This window comes from Arcicella rigui, from assembly GCF_034929435.1.
GTDB lineage: Bacteria > Bacteroidota > Bacteroidia > Cytophagales > Spirosomataceae > Arcicella > Arcicella rigui.
The window spans coordinates 175,255-190,338 of sequence record NZ_JAYFUM010000005.1; the positions used below are offsets into that span (position 1 = coordinate 175,255).

Below are 15,084 nucleotides of genomic sequence, written 5' to 3' on the forward strand. Positions count from 1 at the left end.
AATGAATAATACTTCATTTTCAATAAAATTGTCTAATTCATCCGTCATCACAAATCCTAAATCTGAAATTTTTATACTGTACGCATGATAAGGAATAAATGATGAAATGAGAATTTAAAAATTTGATTTTCAGTAATTTACCTCAAAATGTTTATCGTTTATTTTAACAAGATTACGCACTCATAAACATTCATTATTTTTTGTAAACATGGGAAAGAGAAAAATCATCATCATCAATGGCCCCAACCTTAATTTATTAGGAAGACGTGAACCCGAAATTTACGGTTATCAAACTTTTGAACAATACTTTGAAATTTTAAAAGATAAATTCAGCGAAACGGTTGATTTAGAGTACTTTCAATCAAACCACGAAGGAGCTTTGATTGATAAAATTCATGAAGTAGGTTTTTATTATGATGGCATCGTGCTGAATGCAGGTGCTTATACGCATACTTCTATTGCTATTGCCGATGCGATGGCTGGCGTAAAAACGCCTGTGGTTGAAGTACACATTTCAAATGTTCATGCACGAGAATCGTTTCGTCATCATAGTTATATTAGTAAGCATTCTAAGGGAATTATTATTGGTTTTGGTTTGCGTGGCTACGATTTTGCCGTTCAGACGTTTTTGTAGTTTTTAGCTTTTAGCTTTGAGCTTTCAGCAGTGAGCTTTCAGCAATTCGGATTTATGATTTCGGAAATTGGATAAAATACTTCTAAAAAAATCGTTTTTAATAAATCCGAAATCAGACATCCGAAACCCAAAATCAACACTTCGTACACAACTATTTCATCACTCATTCTAAATGATAACTTTTTATCCCGGCCCTTCAAAAGTATATCCGCAAATAGCAACATTTATGCAGAGTGCTTTTGAGGAAGGCGTTCTGAGTATCAATCACCGTAGCCCCGAATGTATGGACATTACCCAAAGTGCCATACAGTTGTTGCACGAGCGGTTGAATATTCCCAATCAATATTCCGTTTACTTTATTTCTTCGGCAACGGAGGCTTGGGAAATTATTGCTCAGTCGCTTACGAAAGAGAAAAGTACGCATTTGTACAATGGTGCTTTTGGTGAAAAATGGGCAGAGTATGCAGGGAAATTGTTAAAGCAAACCGAAAGTATTGTGTTTGGTGTAGAAGAAATTGCTTCGCCAGCCATGTTGTCACAGCAAGAAATAGAAGTATTGTGTCTGACTCAAAATGAAACTTCTAATGCTACGCAAATCAAAGATTTGTCGGTTTTCAGAAAAGCTTTTCCAGAAAGTATCATTGCTGTGGACGCTACTTCTTCTTTGGGAGGTATCAACTTCAATTGGGAAGACGGAGACGTTTGGTTTGCTTCTGTTCAGAAATGTTTGGGCTTGCCTGCAGGTATGGCAGTGATGATTTGTTCGCCAAAAGCCATCGAACGAGCTACCGAAATCAACGACAGAAAGTATTATAACAGCCTACTGTTTATCCACGAAAATTTTATGAAGTTTCAAACACATTATACACCTAATGTATTGAATATGTATTTGTTGAATAAAATTTTATATGAAATTCCCAATATTTCTACGATTTCAGAAAAAATCAAAAAGCAATCAAAAAGTTGGTATGAGTTCTTGAATACTTCTGAAAAATTTGGCTTAAATTGTTTAGTGCAAAATATTGAAACACAATCAGATACCGTAATTGCCGTGCAAGGTTCTGAGGAAACGATTCAAGCGGTAAAAGAGCGAACCAAATTGGCAGGAATTACGTTGGGAAATGGCTATGGTAAATGGAAAAATTCAACTTTTAGAATTGCCAATTTCCCAGCCATAGATGAATTTGAAATCACAAAACTTAAAGAAATATTAGGTTAAAAAATTATGGAATTAAACTTCAAAGAAATCATTTCGGTTTCGCTTATTCTTTTTTCGGTTATTGATATTTTAGGCTCAATTCCCATTATTATCGACATTCGTAGAAAAACGGGAAACATTCATGCCGAACAAGCAACCATCGTTTCGGGGATTATTATGGTTGGTTTTTTGTATGTCGGAAAATCAATTTTAAATCTATTCGGCGTCGATATTAACTCATTTGCTATCGCTGGGGCATTAATCATCTTCTTGATTGGTCTTGAAATGACTTTGGGTAGAAATATCTTCAAGTCGGAAGGCTCGCTGGGCGAAGCAAAAGCCGCCTCAATTGTACCTTTGGCTTTCCCTGTGATTGCAGGTGCAGGTACAATGACGACCATTCTTTCACTGAAATCCCAGTTTGACGAAATTAATATTTTAGTAGGAATTGGCTTAAATTTGGTATTTATTTATGTAGTTCTGAGGGCTTCGCAATGGATTGAAAACCGTTTGGGGCAAGTAGGAGCGAATGTTTTGAGAAAAGTATTTGGTGTAATTTTATTAGCCATTGCTATCAAAATCATTAAATCGAGAATCGGATAATAAGTATAAATGCAGAGTTGCGAACGGTTCGCCGTGCGATGCTGAATTATGATTTTAAGATTGGTCAGCAAATTGATATTCAAATATTTAAACTCATAATTCATAATTAAGTACTCATATTTAACTAAACCTTTTCTCTCTAAATTTTATTCATTTGGCAAAGAAACCTAAATTTTATGTAGTCTGGAAAGGACGAAAAACAGGTGTTTTTGATACTTGGGCTGAAACAGAAGAACAAGTAAAAGGTTTTGAAACGGCTCAGTTCAAATCATTTGAAAGCCTAAAAGAAGCAGAAGAAGCTTTCAAGAGTAATTTTTGGCAGATAGTTCAGAAAAAACAAAGCGGCTTTTTGGGTAATCAAACTAAATCTTTGGCTTTGGTAGGCAATCCTATTGCAGAAAGTATTTCAGTTGATGCAGCTTGTGCGGGTAATCCTGGCGTTTTGGAGTATCAGGGTGTAGAAACCAGTACCAAAAGAGTACTGTTTTCGATGGGGCCTTTTCCAGAAGGAACGGTAAATATTGGAGAGTTTTTGGCAATTGTGCATGGTTTGGCTTTTTTACAAAAACACAACTCTACTTTACCGATTTATTCAGATTCAAAAACGGCTATTAGTTGGGTGAAAAACAAAGCGGTAAAAACCAAATTGGAACGAAACGCTAAAAATGAAGAGCTATTTCAATTAGTAGATAGAGGTATTCTATGGCTGAAAAACAACCAATACGCTAACAAAATATTGAAGTGGGAAACTGAATTTTGGGGAGAAAATCCTGCCGATTATGGTCGAAAATAAGTAAAAAGGGAATTTGAACTTTATTGTTTGTTCAAATTCCCTTTTTGATTTTAGCTAATATCCGAAACTCTGTAAGCTTCAATTACTTTCATTTCTCCTTCTTTTCCAGCTACTGAATTGCCATGTTCCATTCCGAAAATAAATTCACCACGGTTGGTTGCTTTGGCTTTTTCGTGAATATGTTTGAATAAACTCTTATAATTTACTTCGCCTGTGGTTGGTTCTTTTCTGCCCGGTTCATCTCCGATTTGGAAATAAGCGATTTCATCCCAAACCCAATCAATGTGTTGCGTCATTCGTCCTTCGTTGCGTTGCATGTGCCACATATCAAACAAAATTTTGCAAGAAGGGCTATTCACAGCTTTACAAATCAGATAAGATTGGTCTGAATGGCGAAGGAACAAATCGGCATTATCCGAAAGTGGCTCCATTACCATTACTAAACCATGTGGTTCAAAAATTTCAGCCCCTCTTCTGAAAGCGTCAATTACATTTGCCGTTTGTAGTCCCATCGGTAAATTTCTTTCAAAATATCCGGGTACAATGGTCATGTACTTTGCATTACAACGTTTGGCAGTTTCAAGGGCTTTTTTACAAGTATTTACAAAAACATCCTTGTGTACTTGTTTGCCTGTTGTTAAAGAAGTTTTCCAGTTTTCGCCGCCATCAATAACAAAAACGCCCATCGACATACCCAATTTTGCCATTGTATCGCCAATTTTGGTTTGTAATTCGGGGCTTCTGCCCATCATGCCGTTGTCTTCTAAGGCACGAAAACCCATTTCGTGCATAAATTTCAATTGGTCGATTTCATCTTTTCCTGCTGAATTTTCAAACATTCCAAAATGCGGAGCGTACTTTAATTTAAAAGCAGGCTGTGCTGTTGTGTTGGAATGAGCAGTATTTTCAGATGCTTTAGCGATGGATGGCAAAGTAGCCAAACCTGTACCTGCAATGATGTTTTTGGTAAAATCCCTTCTTTTCATAGTTACGGAGTATTGTTTGAACGCCTTAATAATGGCTTACAAATATATCAAGAAGGAATTAAAAATATGTATGGACTTATAAGTATGAATTATGAGATATGAATGATGAATTTAAAATGTTGGTTTTCAGTGATTTGTTCTAAACAAAGTTGTTTTGTCTAAATTCAGAAAGCTGAAATCCGACATCCGAAATCCAAACATTATTACTAAATTCTAATCAATACAAAAGTGAATATTTAAAAATTCCACCAAACTTTTTGTGGATAATGACTACCTAAAATCACAGGCTCGCCAATCATCGGAGTAGTGAGTTGGATATTACTTCCTTTCAAAGCTTGTGTTAGGCGATTGATAGGCTCGTTCCAAGGGTGATACGCCAAGGCAAATTTTGCCCAGTGTACTGGCATAAGTACTTTGGTATTGAGTTCTTTGGCGATGGTAGCGGTTTCTTCGGGCGTTGTATGAATCAAAGGCCAGTTTTTGCCGTATTGACCATTTTCTAAAAGTGCGAGGTCGAAAGGCCCAAATTTTTCACCAATTTTTTTGAAGTGATAATCATAGCCCGAATCACCGCCAATAAAGATGTTGTAGCCGTGAATATTCAATACAAAAGATGACCAAAGTGTTTTGCCACGAGTAAAACCACGTCCAGAGAAATGTCTTGCTGGCGTTGAAGTAATTTGAATTTCTGCTGAAATTTGATGATTTTCCCACCAATCTAATTCTACGATATTTTCAGGTTTTACGCCCCAATGTTCAAGATGAGCCCCAACGCCCAAAGCAGTATAAAATTTCTTTACTTTAGGAATTAGTTTAGTGATTGTTGGATAATCTAAGTGGTCGTAATGGTCGTGCGAGAGTACCAAAATGTCGATGTTGGGCAAATCTTCTACCGAATACACATCAGAACCTTTGAAGGATTTTCCAAAAAATGAAACTGGCGATGCAGTACCACTAAAAACAGGGTCAACTAAAATATTGATATTTTTTGATTTGATTAAATAAGAAGAATGCCCAAACCAAACAATACTCGGCTTTTCGGAAGACAAATTGATTAAATCCGTCTGTACAGAAGGTAGCTCTTTTTCTGGTTCAACGGTTTTAGGTTTATTGATAAAATCTTTCAACATTTCAAAAAATGAAGCGTCTTTTGGCATTACTTCTGTGGGAGAAAGATTCTGAAATGTACCATTTTTATAATTGGGCGATTTTTCAATACGTGCTAATCGGTTTCCTGATGGGTCTTTTCCAAAAACAGCCTGTTGCATAAATATAAAAATGCCAATTCCCAGAATGGCAACAATCAAGAGCAGCGTAAATATCATTTTTTTTAGTTTCACTTTTTTAGGGTCATTAAAATAATTATAGAGCTAACACTTATTCTGCTTGTTTTTGTTCATTTTGTGAATTGTTCATCAAACCAAACATCATTACTAAAGCGGTTAAAACGATTACTTGAATGATTAAAGACTTGTTCATCAGCGGAATATTTTGCTGAGGTTCTATCGCTAAAAAAAGTAAAATGGTAATCAGCCCCCTTGGAGCTACAAAAAGAAAAGGCTTGAGTTTTAGATTAGAAACTTTTAATTGAATGGCACGAATCAAAAAAATCAAAGTAACAATACCAAATGCCCAAACGAGTGTATCTGTGTTGAGAATTTCCTCAGATTGGATAAGGTAGCCAAAAAGGAGAAAAAATAAAGCTCTTATCAGAAAAGTAGCTTCGCCAACCAATTCATGAAATTTGTTTACTTCTGTTTCTAATTGTTCGGGTTTTAATTGCTGAATCCAACTAAACTGTTTTAACTTGTCGAGGTTTCCTAAGAAAAGTCCAAAAAGAAGAATAAAAACTAAGCTTGGCAAATGGAAAATTTTGGCAATGGCATAAATCAAAATGACTAATAGAATAATTGGACCAAATTTGATTGGATGCTCAATTTTACTCAGCAAAAAGGATAAAGTAACGGTGGAAATAAAGGAAATAAGAATGATAACGAAGAGTTCAAGTGCAAAATCATAAAATGAACTGAAACTAATGGTACTGTTGAAAGCAACAAAATTGAAAAACAATACGCCGATAATGTCTGATAAACTACTTTCGTAAATGATAAATTCTTTGTCGAGCGGACTAAGGTTTTTTACACTCGGAATGGCAATTGCACTACTTATTACGCAAAGTGGAATTACATTCAGAAGATTACTTTGGAAAAAATTACCACCAAAATATTGAAAAATAAATGCCAAAGAAAAAGCCAAAACGCCCATCGGAATAAAGCCAACGATGAATGACTTTTTAATCATTGGGATTTTGCTTTTGTCTAATTCGAGTTCCAAAGCACCTTCCAATACAATGAGTATCAGACCAATTGTGCCTAAAACGGGTAAAATTGGACTCAGATTGGGAACTGTTATATGGCTAAATTCAGTAATCTGTTTAACCAACCAGCCTAAAAGGAGTAATAAGATAACTGATGGGATTTTTGTGCGAGAAGCCGTCAAGTCGAATGCGTAAGCTATTAATAATAGCGAGCAAATAGTGATGATAATAGTAGTAGTCATAAATTCAAAAGGTTAAAAGTTGATAGATAACTGTAAAATGGTACTCTTTTTGAGTTTATAAAGTACAGGTTCGTTATTTATTGTATTATTAAGGGGAAAACTAAAGATTGAAAATACATTTGCAAATGGAAAACATAGAAGCATTGACTAAGGAGTATCAAATAATTTTGTTTGACGGAGTTTGTAATTTCTGCAATTCATCAATCAATTTTATTATCGACCACGACCCTTCAAAACAGTTCAGATTTGCCTCGCTTCAATCTCCGATTGGTCAGGAATTATTAAAAACACATCATTTAGATACTCAACAATTCGACTCAGTAATCTTACTGAAAAACAATCATTTATACCAAAGGTCTTCGGCAACTTTAGAAATTGTAAAAAGCTTATCAGGTGTTTGGAAGTACTTGTCGGTATTGCAAATTTTACCAAGTGCTTGGCTTGATTTTTTTTATATCAAGTTGGCAAAAAACAGGTATAAACTTTTTGGTAAATCAGTCACTTGTCGAGTCATTACTCCAGAGTTACGTGAAAGATTTCTATAAACGTATAGCAAACAGTTGAGAGTGAATAGCTATTTTTGCGAACTTTAATCAGAGCAAGTAGCGACAATGCAAAACTTTGATTTACAATTTTTTCCTCACATTCATTTACTCTTTACAAATGAAAGCATACGTATTCCCTGGTCAAGGCTCGCAATTCAAAGGCATGGGTAAAGACCTTTACGACCATTCAGAATCAGCTAAAGCTCTTTTTGAGAAAGCAAACGAAATTTTAGGTTTTCGTATTACAGACATTATGTTTGAAGGAACAGACGAAGAACTCAAACAAACTAAAGTAACACAGCCAGCTATTTTCTTGCACTCAGTTATTTTAGCAAAAGAAACGGCTGATTTTCAGCCAGAAATGGTAGCGGGTCATTCATTAGGAGAATTCTCGGCATTGGTATCGGCTGGAGCATTGAGTTTTGAAGATGGTCTTAGATTAGTTTCAGCTCGTGCATTGGCAATGCAAAAGGCTTGTGAAAACAATCCTTCAACAATGGCAGCGGTTCTTAATTTATCAGATGAAGTAATCGAAGAAATTTGTGCATCTATCAGCGACGAAGTAGTAGTAGCTGCCAATTATAACTGTCCAGGACAAGTAGTGATTTCTGGTTCAAATGAAGGTGTTGCTCAGGCTGGAGAAAAATTGAAAGCCGCAGGAGCGAAGAGAGTATTGCTTTTACCAGTGGGTGGAGCTTTCCATTCACCATTGATGGAGTCGGCTCGTGAAGAATTAGCCGCAGCGATTGAAGCAACTCATTTTGAACAACCAAGTTGCCCAATCTATCAAAACGTAAATGCACAGCCTTCAACAGACGTTGAAACGATTAAAGCTAATTTGATTGCTCAGTTGACAGGTGCAGTGCGTTGGACACAGTCTGTTCGTAATATGGTTGAAGACGGAGCAACAGTTTTTGTAGAATGTGGCCCGGGAAAAGTATTACAAGGATTGGTGAAAAAGATTGCTCCAACCGTTGAGACCAGCGGAGTTTCTTTATAAAAAAGTAAAGTACTGAGGCAATTGAGTATTTTTTTTAGTACTTAATAAGCAAATATTCAATTACTTAGCCTGTGAAATAATGACTTTGAAAAGTTTTTTTAAAAAAAGCACTTGACAAAATCGAATTATAGGACTAATTTTGCACCACAATTCAATTGCGATTGACCGATGGTGTAATGGTAACACTACGGTTTTTGGTACCGTCATTCATGGTTCGAATCCATGTCGGTTAACAAAAAGACTCTTGAAACTTCTGTTTCGAGAGTCTTTTTAAATAACAAGTCAAGAGCAAAAGAATATAAATTGACCGATGGTGTAATGGTAACACTACGGTTTTTGGTACCGTCATTCATGGTTCGAATCCATGTCGGTTAACATTAAGCCTTCAAACTTCAAGTTTGAAGGCTTTTGTATTAGTAATACCTTGAATATTGAAAATGAGGCTTTTAAGCGAATTCAAGTTTTAAATGCCGAAATGAATTCTTAGCAAAAGATTATTATACAAAATATCTCTAAATTCTTTTTGACGTGCAAAAAAAGCTAAAGATTCTCAGCTTTTCATTCATGATTTATCTCAAAAGAAGCTGGTTTTTTTAGTAACTTTAATATTTGAAAATTTAAAACAATTCTATAAGAAATTGACACTCATCAAATCTATATCAGGCATTAGAGGTACTATCGGAGGAAAAGCTGGAGAAGCACTTACTCCTTTAGACGTTGTTAAATTTACCGCTGCTTTTGGCACGTGGTTAAAAAGAAAAAGTCCAGAAGTACTTAAAATTGTAGTTGGGCGTGACGCACGTTTGTCGGGCGACATGGTTTCTAAATTAGTGACTGGTACGCTACAAAGTTTAGGTTTTAATGTTATTGATTTAGGTCTTTCTACAACGCCAACCGTTGAGATGGCAGTTCCTGCTGAAAAAGCCGCAGGGGGTATCATCCTTACGGCAAGCCATAACCCTATTCAGTGGAATGCACTGAAATTGCTGAACGCAACAGGTGAATTTATTTCTGGCAGCGACGGCGAAGAAATGCTTGAAATTGCAGAGAAAGAAGACTTTGATTTTGTAGATGTAAAAAAACTGGGTGCTTATACCCAAGATAATACTTGGCTTCAAAAACACATCGACTTGATTTTGGCTTTGCCATTGGTGGATGTAGAAGCTATCAAAAGTAAAGATTTCAAAGTAATTGTAGATGCTGTAAACTCTACGGGTGGAATTGCCGTTCCGATGCTTTTAAAAGCTTTGGGCGTTACTCAGATTACAGAATTGCATTGCCAACCAACAGGGCATTTTGCACATAATCCTGAGCCACTTCCTGAAAATTTAACAGATATAACAAAGGCTATCGAAAAAGGAAAATTCGATTTAGGTATCGTCGTTGACCCAGACGTTGACCGCCTTTGCTTTATGTGCGAAGATGGCTCACCGTTCGGAGAAGAATATACTTTGGTAGCCGTTGCAGACTATATTTTACAAAATCAGAAAGGAAATACCGTTTCAAATCTTTCTTCAACTCGTGCTTTGCGTGATGTTACAGAGAAAGCAGGAGGCAAATATTATGCTTCTGCCGTGGGTGAAGTAAATGTAGTTACCTTGATGAAATCAAGTAAGGCGGTTATCGGTGGCGAAGGCAACGGAGGAATTATTTATCCAGAATTACACTACGGACGTGACGCTTTGGTAGGAATTGCTTTGTTTTTGACACATTTAGCTAAAGCTGGCAAACGTATTTCAGTACTCAGAAAAAGCTATCCAGAGTATTATATCTCGAAAAATAAAATTGAATTAACTGTCGATATCGACGTTGACGGCGTTTTAGAAGCCATGAAGAAAAAGTATGCTAAAAACCCAATCAATGCCATTGATGGCGTGAAGATTGAGTTTGAAAAAGAGTGGGTACATCTTCGTAAATCTAATACCGAGCCTATCATCAGAATTTACTCAGAGTCAGATTCTATGACGAAGGCAGATAATTTAGCTAAGAAACTCATTAGTGATATTAAAGAGTTTGTGGCTGGGAAGTAATAATTTTAGATTTCAGAAACATATTCACTAATTCGCATCATTATTTATATGAAGACACTTGTTTTGGTGTTCTGTATCCTATTAGCATTTTCACCTATTTACTCGCAAGGATATGAGGCAGGGCAATTTATTAAAGATGGAAAGAAATCAGTAGGTTTCATTAACTACGAAAACTGGTTACAAACACCAAAAAGTATTCAGTTTAAAACTACTTTAGAAGCTTATCCTGATGAAATTGATGCACAAGGTGCAGATGAATTTACGGTACATAATGAAGTGTATGTATCTAAAAAGATTAAAATTTTAGTTGAGGTAAATAATCAAAAGTCAATCAATGTAGAAACCGTTCCTATCTTGTTTGAAGGCGATAGATTTTTAAGAGTATTACTGAAAACGAATATTATTACACTTTTTGAATTTGTGGATTCAAATGAGAAAGTTCATTTGTTTATTGAAAAAGATAATGCTTTTCAAGAGTTATTCTTTTCAGAAGAATATCGCTACAATAAAGAAAATATCTTGTATATGGTGAGCAAAAAAGGCTATATAGGTCAATTGAGAGCATTATTAGGAGATTGTAGCAAAATTCAAGTGAATGATAATTTACCTTATACAAAGAGTGAAATTTTAAAAATTTGTTTAGCTTACTTAAAATGCAAAGGTGATAATTCATCTTTTACAGTTAATACAAGTGAAAATAAAGAAGAGCGAATAACTTATTCTTTAGGAGTGCTTGGCGGACATTTTTTAAGAGTGGATAATCCACAAAATTGGATTGGAGGTTTAGCTTTAAGAATGAACTTCCCTCGCAATTTTAGGAATGCTTTTTTGTTAATTGAGGCTAATTATAATAATATCAGAGAATCAAGTGGACAGTTTATTAATCCTAAATACGATGATGGACTTCAAGTTTTTGGGGGAAATGTTTTAGGTGGAATGCACTTAGGTAAAGGAAGTATTAGACCTTATGTAAATGTAGGTTTGTCAGCAATGGGTAAATTTGGAGGAGAAGGTATTGTTGGTGCAGGTGTTAGTTGGAAAAGAGCCGTAAAAATAGAATACAGAGAATTAACAAACGGAAGTTTAAGAAATGTAATATTCTCTGTTTTGTATGATTTTTAAGGATTCTTTAATAAATAAATTTGAACAAATGTCAGGCTTTGGTCTGACATTTGTTTATTAGATACATCTATAAATTCTTTAATAAAAATTAAACCTTAGAAAAGATGATAAATTATGAAGCCTTAGTAATTGAACTATCAAACTTAGCCAATCTTCAATTAAAGTTAAATAAGCTAGGTGGACCAGATTTTGATGGAGAAATATTTGATGAAATTTTAGAAATTCAAGATAACGTTTTGAGTTTATTTGGACTATCATCAACTACTGAGAATGAAAAACTCTTACAATTTAACGAAATACCCTCTCAAGAAGAAATTTTAGAAAGAATAACGTCACTTCATAACAGAGCGACTATTTATTTTCAAAGTAATACAAAATCTGATATACAAATCTTAAATGAAGCACAAGAATTTTCACATGAATTTAGTGCAGTTTTACCAGAATTAAATATTAGAACTCATGTATATACTATTTTTGTATATAATGAAATACTTCTTAAAAAGGATGATTCAATTGAAAATGTCTTAAATGAATTAAAAATTGCAAATAATCCTGAAAACCTTGACGCTTTGGGTCGTTTATTATTTGAGGAAGATGAGCAGGTATTTGGCGAACTCTTTGAGATGTTAGAAAATAATGGCTTGATTTATCTTGATAAATTTATCATAGCCAATTTTTTGGATGATGATGAAGATTAATCATAAACGACAAACGCTAATATGGAAAAGACCTTCGATATAACTTTAATTGTAAATTATCTTGAGAAATTTAAATTTGATTTGCATAAATTATACAGTTGGAATGCAAAAATTGATAAGCTAATCGACTTGGGTATTTTTACCAAGGAAAAAGTTTTAGAATTAAATAGCCTAACACCGTATGAGAAAGAGATAGAGTTAAAGAAAGTTGTTGGAGGAAAATTAAGAGAGTATTTAGAAACAGACAAATCTTCGTTTGAAAAGCTTTGTTTATGGATAATTAAAGATTGGGGTGGTATTACATCCGCAAATGATAGAGAAACGATAAATTTGGTTTACAGTTTTCTAAATGATGAAAAAAAGAGTTTTAAGAGGATTGCAAGCAAATCTAAAGTAGGAGCATATTTGTATCCAGAACAAAATGTAATTTATGATTCTCGGGTAGCTTACTCAATTAATTGGATTATTTTAAAAGAAAATGCAGGTGAAGTTTTTTTCCCTATACCTGAAGGACGAAACTCTAAAATGTCTGCGTTTGACTTAGATGTTCTTATTCGGTTAAAAAATATTCATCATTTTCAACCCAAATCAAGAATACAGACAGAAGAACGATTCTTTATTAAAAATGCTGATAAAAAAATATTTATTAAAGAATCGGAGGCATATATAGAGCTAACTACTTTGATAAAAAGGATAAGTGATGAGTTATGGAAAGGTGATGATGAAAAAAAACGAAATTTGTACTACACTGAAATGTTATTGTTTTCAATTGCTGACAGAGAAATCTTTATGGACATAACTAATACTGTAAAATTTGAAATGAATATTTAAACTATAACCTTATGAATATTATAGAAGAAAAATATTGTGGTATATTAGCAACTATTGATTGGAACTCAAATAAATGGCAAAATGTACCAACTATTGAAGACTTAGAAAGTACAAAATTTGGTTATGTAGAAGAAAATAACAAAACTTACACAGCTATAAATTTTGGACATGAAATGTACCCAAGCGATGAAGATGAATATTATTCAGGGCTACTTCCACAATTATGGACTAAAACACCAGATAAAGAAAAATCTAAAACAGTAAAGATTGTAATTTTAAAGTCAAAAAATTGGAAAGATGGTTTAACTTATATTGTCGGTTTTTATGCTTTTCCTATTTTTGAAAAAGGTAGAAAAAAATCCCCAATAGATACTTTTAAAGAATATTTTGAAACGAATATAAAGTCACTACCTAAAGATATTTATCTACTTGAAAATTATGTATTATTTAATGAGGATGATGAGAAACAATTTCTTCCTAAAGGAAAAAAAGTAGGAAAACGAGGTTATAATTATTTAACCAAAGATAATGTATGTAAATTTTTAGATGTAATGACAAACAAAAATCCAGATTCAAAATTGATGGGAATAAAATTCAGAATAATAAAATCTCTGAATTAATCATTAACTATACTAATTACAAAGAATTTTAATTCCTAATATATATTTGAATGTCAGGCTTTGGTCTGACATTCTTCGTTTTAAGCAAAATCAATTAAACAGACAGAAGTAATAGACTTCATCAAGTAATGAATAGAATCTATTTAGATAATGCTGCTACTACTCCGATGGATAGAGCGGTAATTGACGCAATGCTTCCGATGATGGAAGAAAACTTTGGCAATCCTTCATCTATCCATACTCACGGGCGTCAGGTGCGTAATACCATCGAGCGTTCGAGAAAAACAATTGCTAATCTTTTAAATACTTCGCCTGCCGAAATTTTCTTTACTTCGGGTGGTACAGAAGCAGACAATACGGCGATTGTTCGCTCTATTGAAGACTTTGGCATTACGCACGCCATTACTTCGCCTTTAGAACACCATGCGGTTTTGCATACGATGGAGTACTTGGCAAAAAAAGGAAAAATCAAATTGAGTTATGTGGCTTTAGATGCCAAAGGACATATTGATTTAGGGCATTTAGAAGAACTTCTAAGGGATAATCCTAAAACTTTGGTTTCGTTGATGCATGGTAATAATGAAATCGGAAATCTTTTAGATTTGAATATCGTCGGACAATTGTGTGAAGATTATGGAGCGATTTTCCATTCGGATACTGTACAAACGATGGGCCATTATCGCCACGACTTACAACAATTGAAAATTGATTTCTTGGTAGGTGCGGCTCATAAATTTCATGGGCCTAAAGGTGTAGGCTTTTTGTATATCAATGCTAAAAGTAAAATTTCTCCATTCATTCACGGTGGTTCGCAAGAAAGAAATATGCGTGGAGGTACTGAAAATGTATATGGAATTGTAGGTTTGGCTAAAGCCTTGGAAATTGCTTACGCTGGCATGGATGAACACCGCAAACATGTAGAAGGCTTGAAAAGTAGAATGATTGAGAAGTTGCAACAAAATATTGAAGGAGTAGAATTCAATGGAGATTCAGCAAATCTTGAGAATAGCCTTTATACAGTATTGAATGTAAGCTTCCCGCCGTCTGACGAAGGCGATATGTTTTTGTTTAATTTAGACATTAATAAAATTTCAGCCTCAGGTGGAAGTGCTTGTACGAGTGGTTCGGATATTGGTTCACACGTTTTGACGGCTCTGAATGTAGCTCCAGACCGTCCTTCGGTACGTTTCTCGTTTTCGAAATATAATACTGTTGAAGAAATAGATTACGTAGTAGAAAAACTTATCAGCATTGTGAAAACTCCTGTATAAGCAAAGGCTAAATAGATTTAATACAAAAGGCTCAGAGATTATCTGAGCCTTTTGTATATTTGTTTAATTGCCAAATTAAAAATGGCTTTCAGCCGTCGGCTTTCGGTCGTCAATTTTCGGAGATTGACATTCTTTTATTGGATTTTATTACTCTCGAAAACCTTTAATTATTGCATCTTGAAGCATATTTTTAA

Annotated in this window: 15 protein-coding genes and 2 tRNA genes; 14 read left to right on the forward strand and 3 right to left on the reverse strand. The window is 34.4% G+C overall.

Going from position 1 to position 15,084, the window contains the following annotated elements:
- Positions 1 to 208: 208 nt before the first annotated feature.
- The 4 genes from aroQ (at position 209) to VB248_RS04305 (ending at position 3,228) form a co-directional block, all read left to right on the forward strand.
- On the forward strand, positions 209 to 634 hold the full coding sequence (gene aroQ, locus VB248_RS04290; RefSeq protein ID WP_323295504.1) for a type II 3-dehydroquinate dehydratase: 426 nt from the start codon (positions 209 to 211) through the stop codon (positions 632 to 634).
- Positions 635 to 806: 172 nt separating this feature from the next.
- Complete coding sequence (locus tag VB248_RS04295; RefSeq protein WP_323295505.1) at positions 807 to 1,853, forward strand: aminotransferase class V-fold PLP-dependent enzyme; 1,047 nt, start codon at positions 807 to 809, stop codon at positions 1,851 to 1,853.
- A gap of 6 nt (positions 1,854 to 1,859) precedes the next feature.
- Positions 1,860 to 2,435, forward strand: coding sequence for a MarC family protein (locus tag VB248_RS04300; RefSeq protein WP_323295506.1), 576 nt, complete (start codon positions 1,860 to 1,862; stop codon positions 2,433 to 2,435).
- Between the two features lie 154 nt (positions 2,436 to 2,589).
- Complete coding sequence (locus tag VB248_RS04305) at positions 2,590 to 3,228, forward strand: ribonuclease H family protein (RefSeq protein ID WP_323295507.1); 639 nt, start codon at positions 2,590 to 2,592, stop codon at positions 3,226 to 3,228.
- A gap of 50 nt (positions 3,229 to 3,278) precedes the next feature.
- Here VB248_RS04305 and VB248_RS04310 read toward each other — a convergent pair whose 3' ends face one another.
- The 3 genes from VB248_RS04310 to VB248_RS04320 all read right to left on the reverse strand — a co-directional run bounded on the left by VB248_RS04310 (position 3,279) and on the right by VB248_RS04320 (position 6,773).
- Complete coding sequence (locus VB248_RS04310; protein WP_323295508.1) at positions 3,279 to 4,214, reverse strand: hydroxypyruvate isomerase family protein; 936 nt, start codon at positions 4,212 to 4,214, stop codon at positions 3,279 to 3,281.
- Positions 4,215 to 4,450: 236 nt separating this feature from the next.
- Positions 4,451 to 5,539, reverse strand: a complete 1,089-nt coding sequence (locus VB248_RS04315) for an MBL fold metallo-hydrolase (protein WP_323295509.1) — start codon at positions 5,537 to 5,539, stop codon at positions 4,451 to 4,453.
- 52 nt (positions 5,540 to 5,591) lie between these two features.
- Positions 5,592 to 6,773, reverse strand: a complete 1,182-nt coding sequence (locus VB248_RS04320; protein WP_323295510.1) for a cation:proton antiporter — start codon at positions 6,771 to 6,773, stop codon at positions 5,592 to 5,594.
- 125 nt (positions 6,774 to 6,898) lie between these two features.
- Here VB248_RS04320 and VB248_RS04325 point away from each other — a divergent pair, with 125 nt between their 5' ends.
- The 10 genes from VB248_RS04325 to VB248_RS04370 all read left to right on the forward strand — a co-directional run bounded on the left by VB248_RS04325 (position 6,899) and on the right by VB248_RS04370 (position 14,890).
- Positions 6,899 to 7,318 carry a thiol-disulfide oxidoreductase DCC family protein gene (locus VB248_RS04325; protein WP_323295511.1) on the forward strand — a complete coding sequence of 140 codons (420 nt, stop codon included), beginning with the start codon at positions 6,899 to 6,901 and terminating at the stop codon, positions 7,316 to 7,318.
- A 118-nt stretch (positions 7,319 to 7,436) separates the two neighbouring features.
- Positions 7,437 to 8,318 carry an ACP S-malonyltransferase gene (gene fabD, locus VB248_RS04330; RefSeq protein WP_323295512.1) on the forward strand — a complete coding sequence of 294 codons (882 nt, stop codon included), beginning with the start codon at positions 7,437 to 7,439 and terminating at the stop codon, positions 8,316 to 8,318.
- A 162-nt stretch (positions 8,319 to 8,480) separates the two neighbouring features.
- Positions 8,481 to 8,551: transfer RNA gene (locus VB248_RS04335), tRNA-Gln, on the forward strand.
- A 71-nt stretch (positions 8,552 to 8,622) separates the two neighbouring features.
- Positions 8,623 to 8,693: transfer RNA gene (locus VB248_RS04340), tRNA-Gln, on the forward strand.
- A gap of 263 nt (positions 8,694 to 8,956) precedes the next feature.
- Positions 8,957 to 10,348 (forward strand): phosphoglucosamine mutase, encoded by a 1,392-nt coding sequence (gene glmM, locus VB248_RS04345; RefSeq protein WP_323295513.1) that lies wholly within the window; start codon positions 8,957 to 8,959, stop codon positions 10,346 to 10,348.
- A gap of 48 nt (positions 10,349 to 10,396) precedes the next feature.
- Positions 10,397 to 11,470, forward strand: a complete 1,074-nt coding sequence (locus VB248_RS04350; protein WP_323295514.1) for a hypothetical protein — start codon at positions 10,397 to 10,399, stop codon at positions 11,468 to 11,470.
- Between the two features lie 104 nt (positions 11,471 to 11,574).
- Complete coding sequence (locus tag VB248_RS04355; protein ID WP_323295515.1) at positions 11,575 to 12,168, forward strand: hypothetical protein; 594 nt, start codon at positions 11,575 to 11,577, stop codon at positions 12,166 to 12,168.
- 21 nt (positions 12,169 to 12,189) lie between these two features.
- On the forward strand, positions 12,190 to 12,999 hold the full coding sequence (locus VB248_RS04360; RefSeq protein WP_323295516.1) for a hypothetical protein: 810 nt from the start codon (positions 12,190 to 12,192) through the stop codon (positions 12,997 to 12,999).
- Between the two features lie 11 nt (positions 13,000 to 13,010).
- Entirely contained in the window at positions 13,011 to 13,619 is a 609-nt protein-coding gene (locus VB248_RS04365; RefSeq protein WP_323295517.1) for a hypothetical protein, read from the forward strand.
- 128 nt (positions 13,620 to 13,747) lie between these two features.
- Complete coding sequence (locus VB248_RS04370) at positions 13,748 to 14,890, forward strand: cysteine desulfurase family protein (protein WP_323295518.1); 1,143 nt, start codon at positions 13,748 to 13,750, stop codon at positions 14,888 to 14,890.
- Positions 14,891 to 15,084: the final 194 nt, after the last annotated feature.

What these genes read in the sequence shown, in the direction of transcription:
- VB248_RS04300 (WP_323295506.1), top strand. Translation starts at nt 1,860, where the DNA reads ATGGAATTAAACTTCAAAGAAATCATTTCGGTTTCGCTTATTCTTTTT.
- VB248_RS04365 (WP_323295517.1), top strand. Translation starts at nt 13,011, where the DNA reads ATGAATATTATAGAAGAAAAATATTGTGGTATATTAGCAACTATTGAT.
- fabD (WP_323295512.1), top strand. Translation starts at nt 7,437, where the DNA reads ATGAAAGCATACGTATTCCCTGGTCAAGGCTCGCAATTCAAAGGCATG.
- VB248_RS04315 (WP_323295509.1), bottom strand. Translation starts at nt 5,539, where the DNA reads ATGATATTTACGCTGCTCTTGATTGTTGCCATTCTGGGAATTGGCATT.
- VB248_RS04370 (WP_323295518.1), top strand. Translation starts at nt 13,748, where the DNA reads ATGAATAGAATCTATTTAGATAATGCTGCTACTACTCCGATGGATAGA.
- VB248_RS04355 (WP_323295515.1), top strand. Translation starts at nt 11,575, where the DNA reads ATGATAAATTATGAAGCCTTAGTAATTGAACTATCAAACTTAGCCAAT.
- VB248_RS04350 (WP_323295514.1), top strand. Translation starts at nt 10,397, where the DNA reads ATGAAGACACTTGTTTTGGTGTTCTGTATCCTATTAGCATTTTCACCT.
- VB248_RS04320 (WP_323295510.1), bottom strand. Translation starts at nt 6,773, where the DNA reads ATGACTACTACTATTATCATCACTATTTGCTCGCTATTATTAATAGCT.
- VB248_RS04360 (WP_323295516.1), top strand. Translation starts at nt 12,190, where the DNA reads ATGGAAAAGACCTTCGATATAACTTTAATTGTAAATTATCTTGAGAAA.
- VB248_RS04295 (WP_323295505.1), top strand. Translation starts at nt 807, where the DNA reads ATGATAACTTTTTATCCCGGCCCTTCAAAAGTATATCCGCAAATAGCA.
- aroQ (WP_323295504.1), top strand. Translation starts at nt 209, where the DNA reads ATGGGAAAGAGAAAAATCATCATCATCAATGGCCCCAACCTTAATTTA.
- VB248_RS04310 (WP_323295508.1), bottom strand. Translation starts at nt 4,214, where the DNA reads ATGAAAAGAAGGGATTTTACCAAAAACATCATTGCAGGTACAGGTTTG.
- VB248_RS04325 (WP_323295511.1), top strand. Translation starts at nt 6,899, where the DNA reads ATGGAAAACATAGAAGCATTGACTAAGGAGTATCAAATAATTTTGTTT.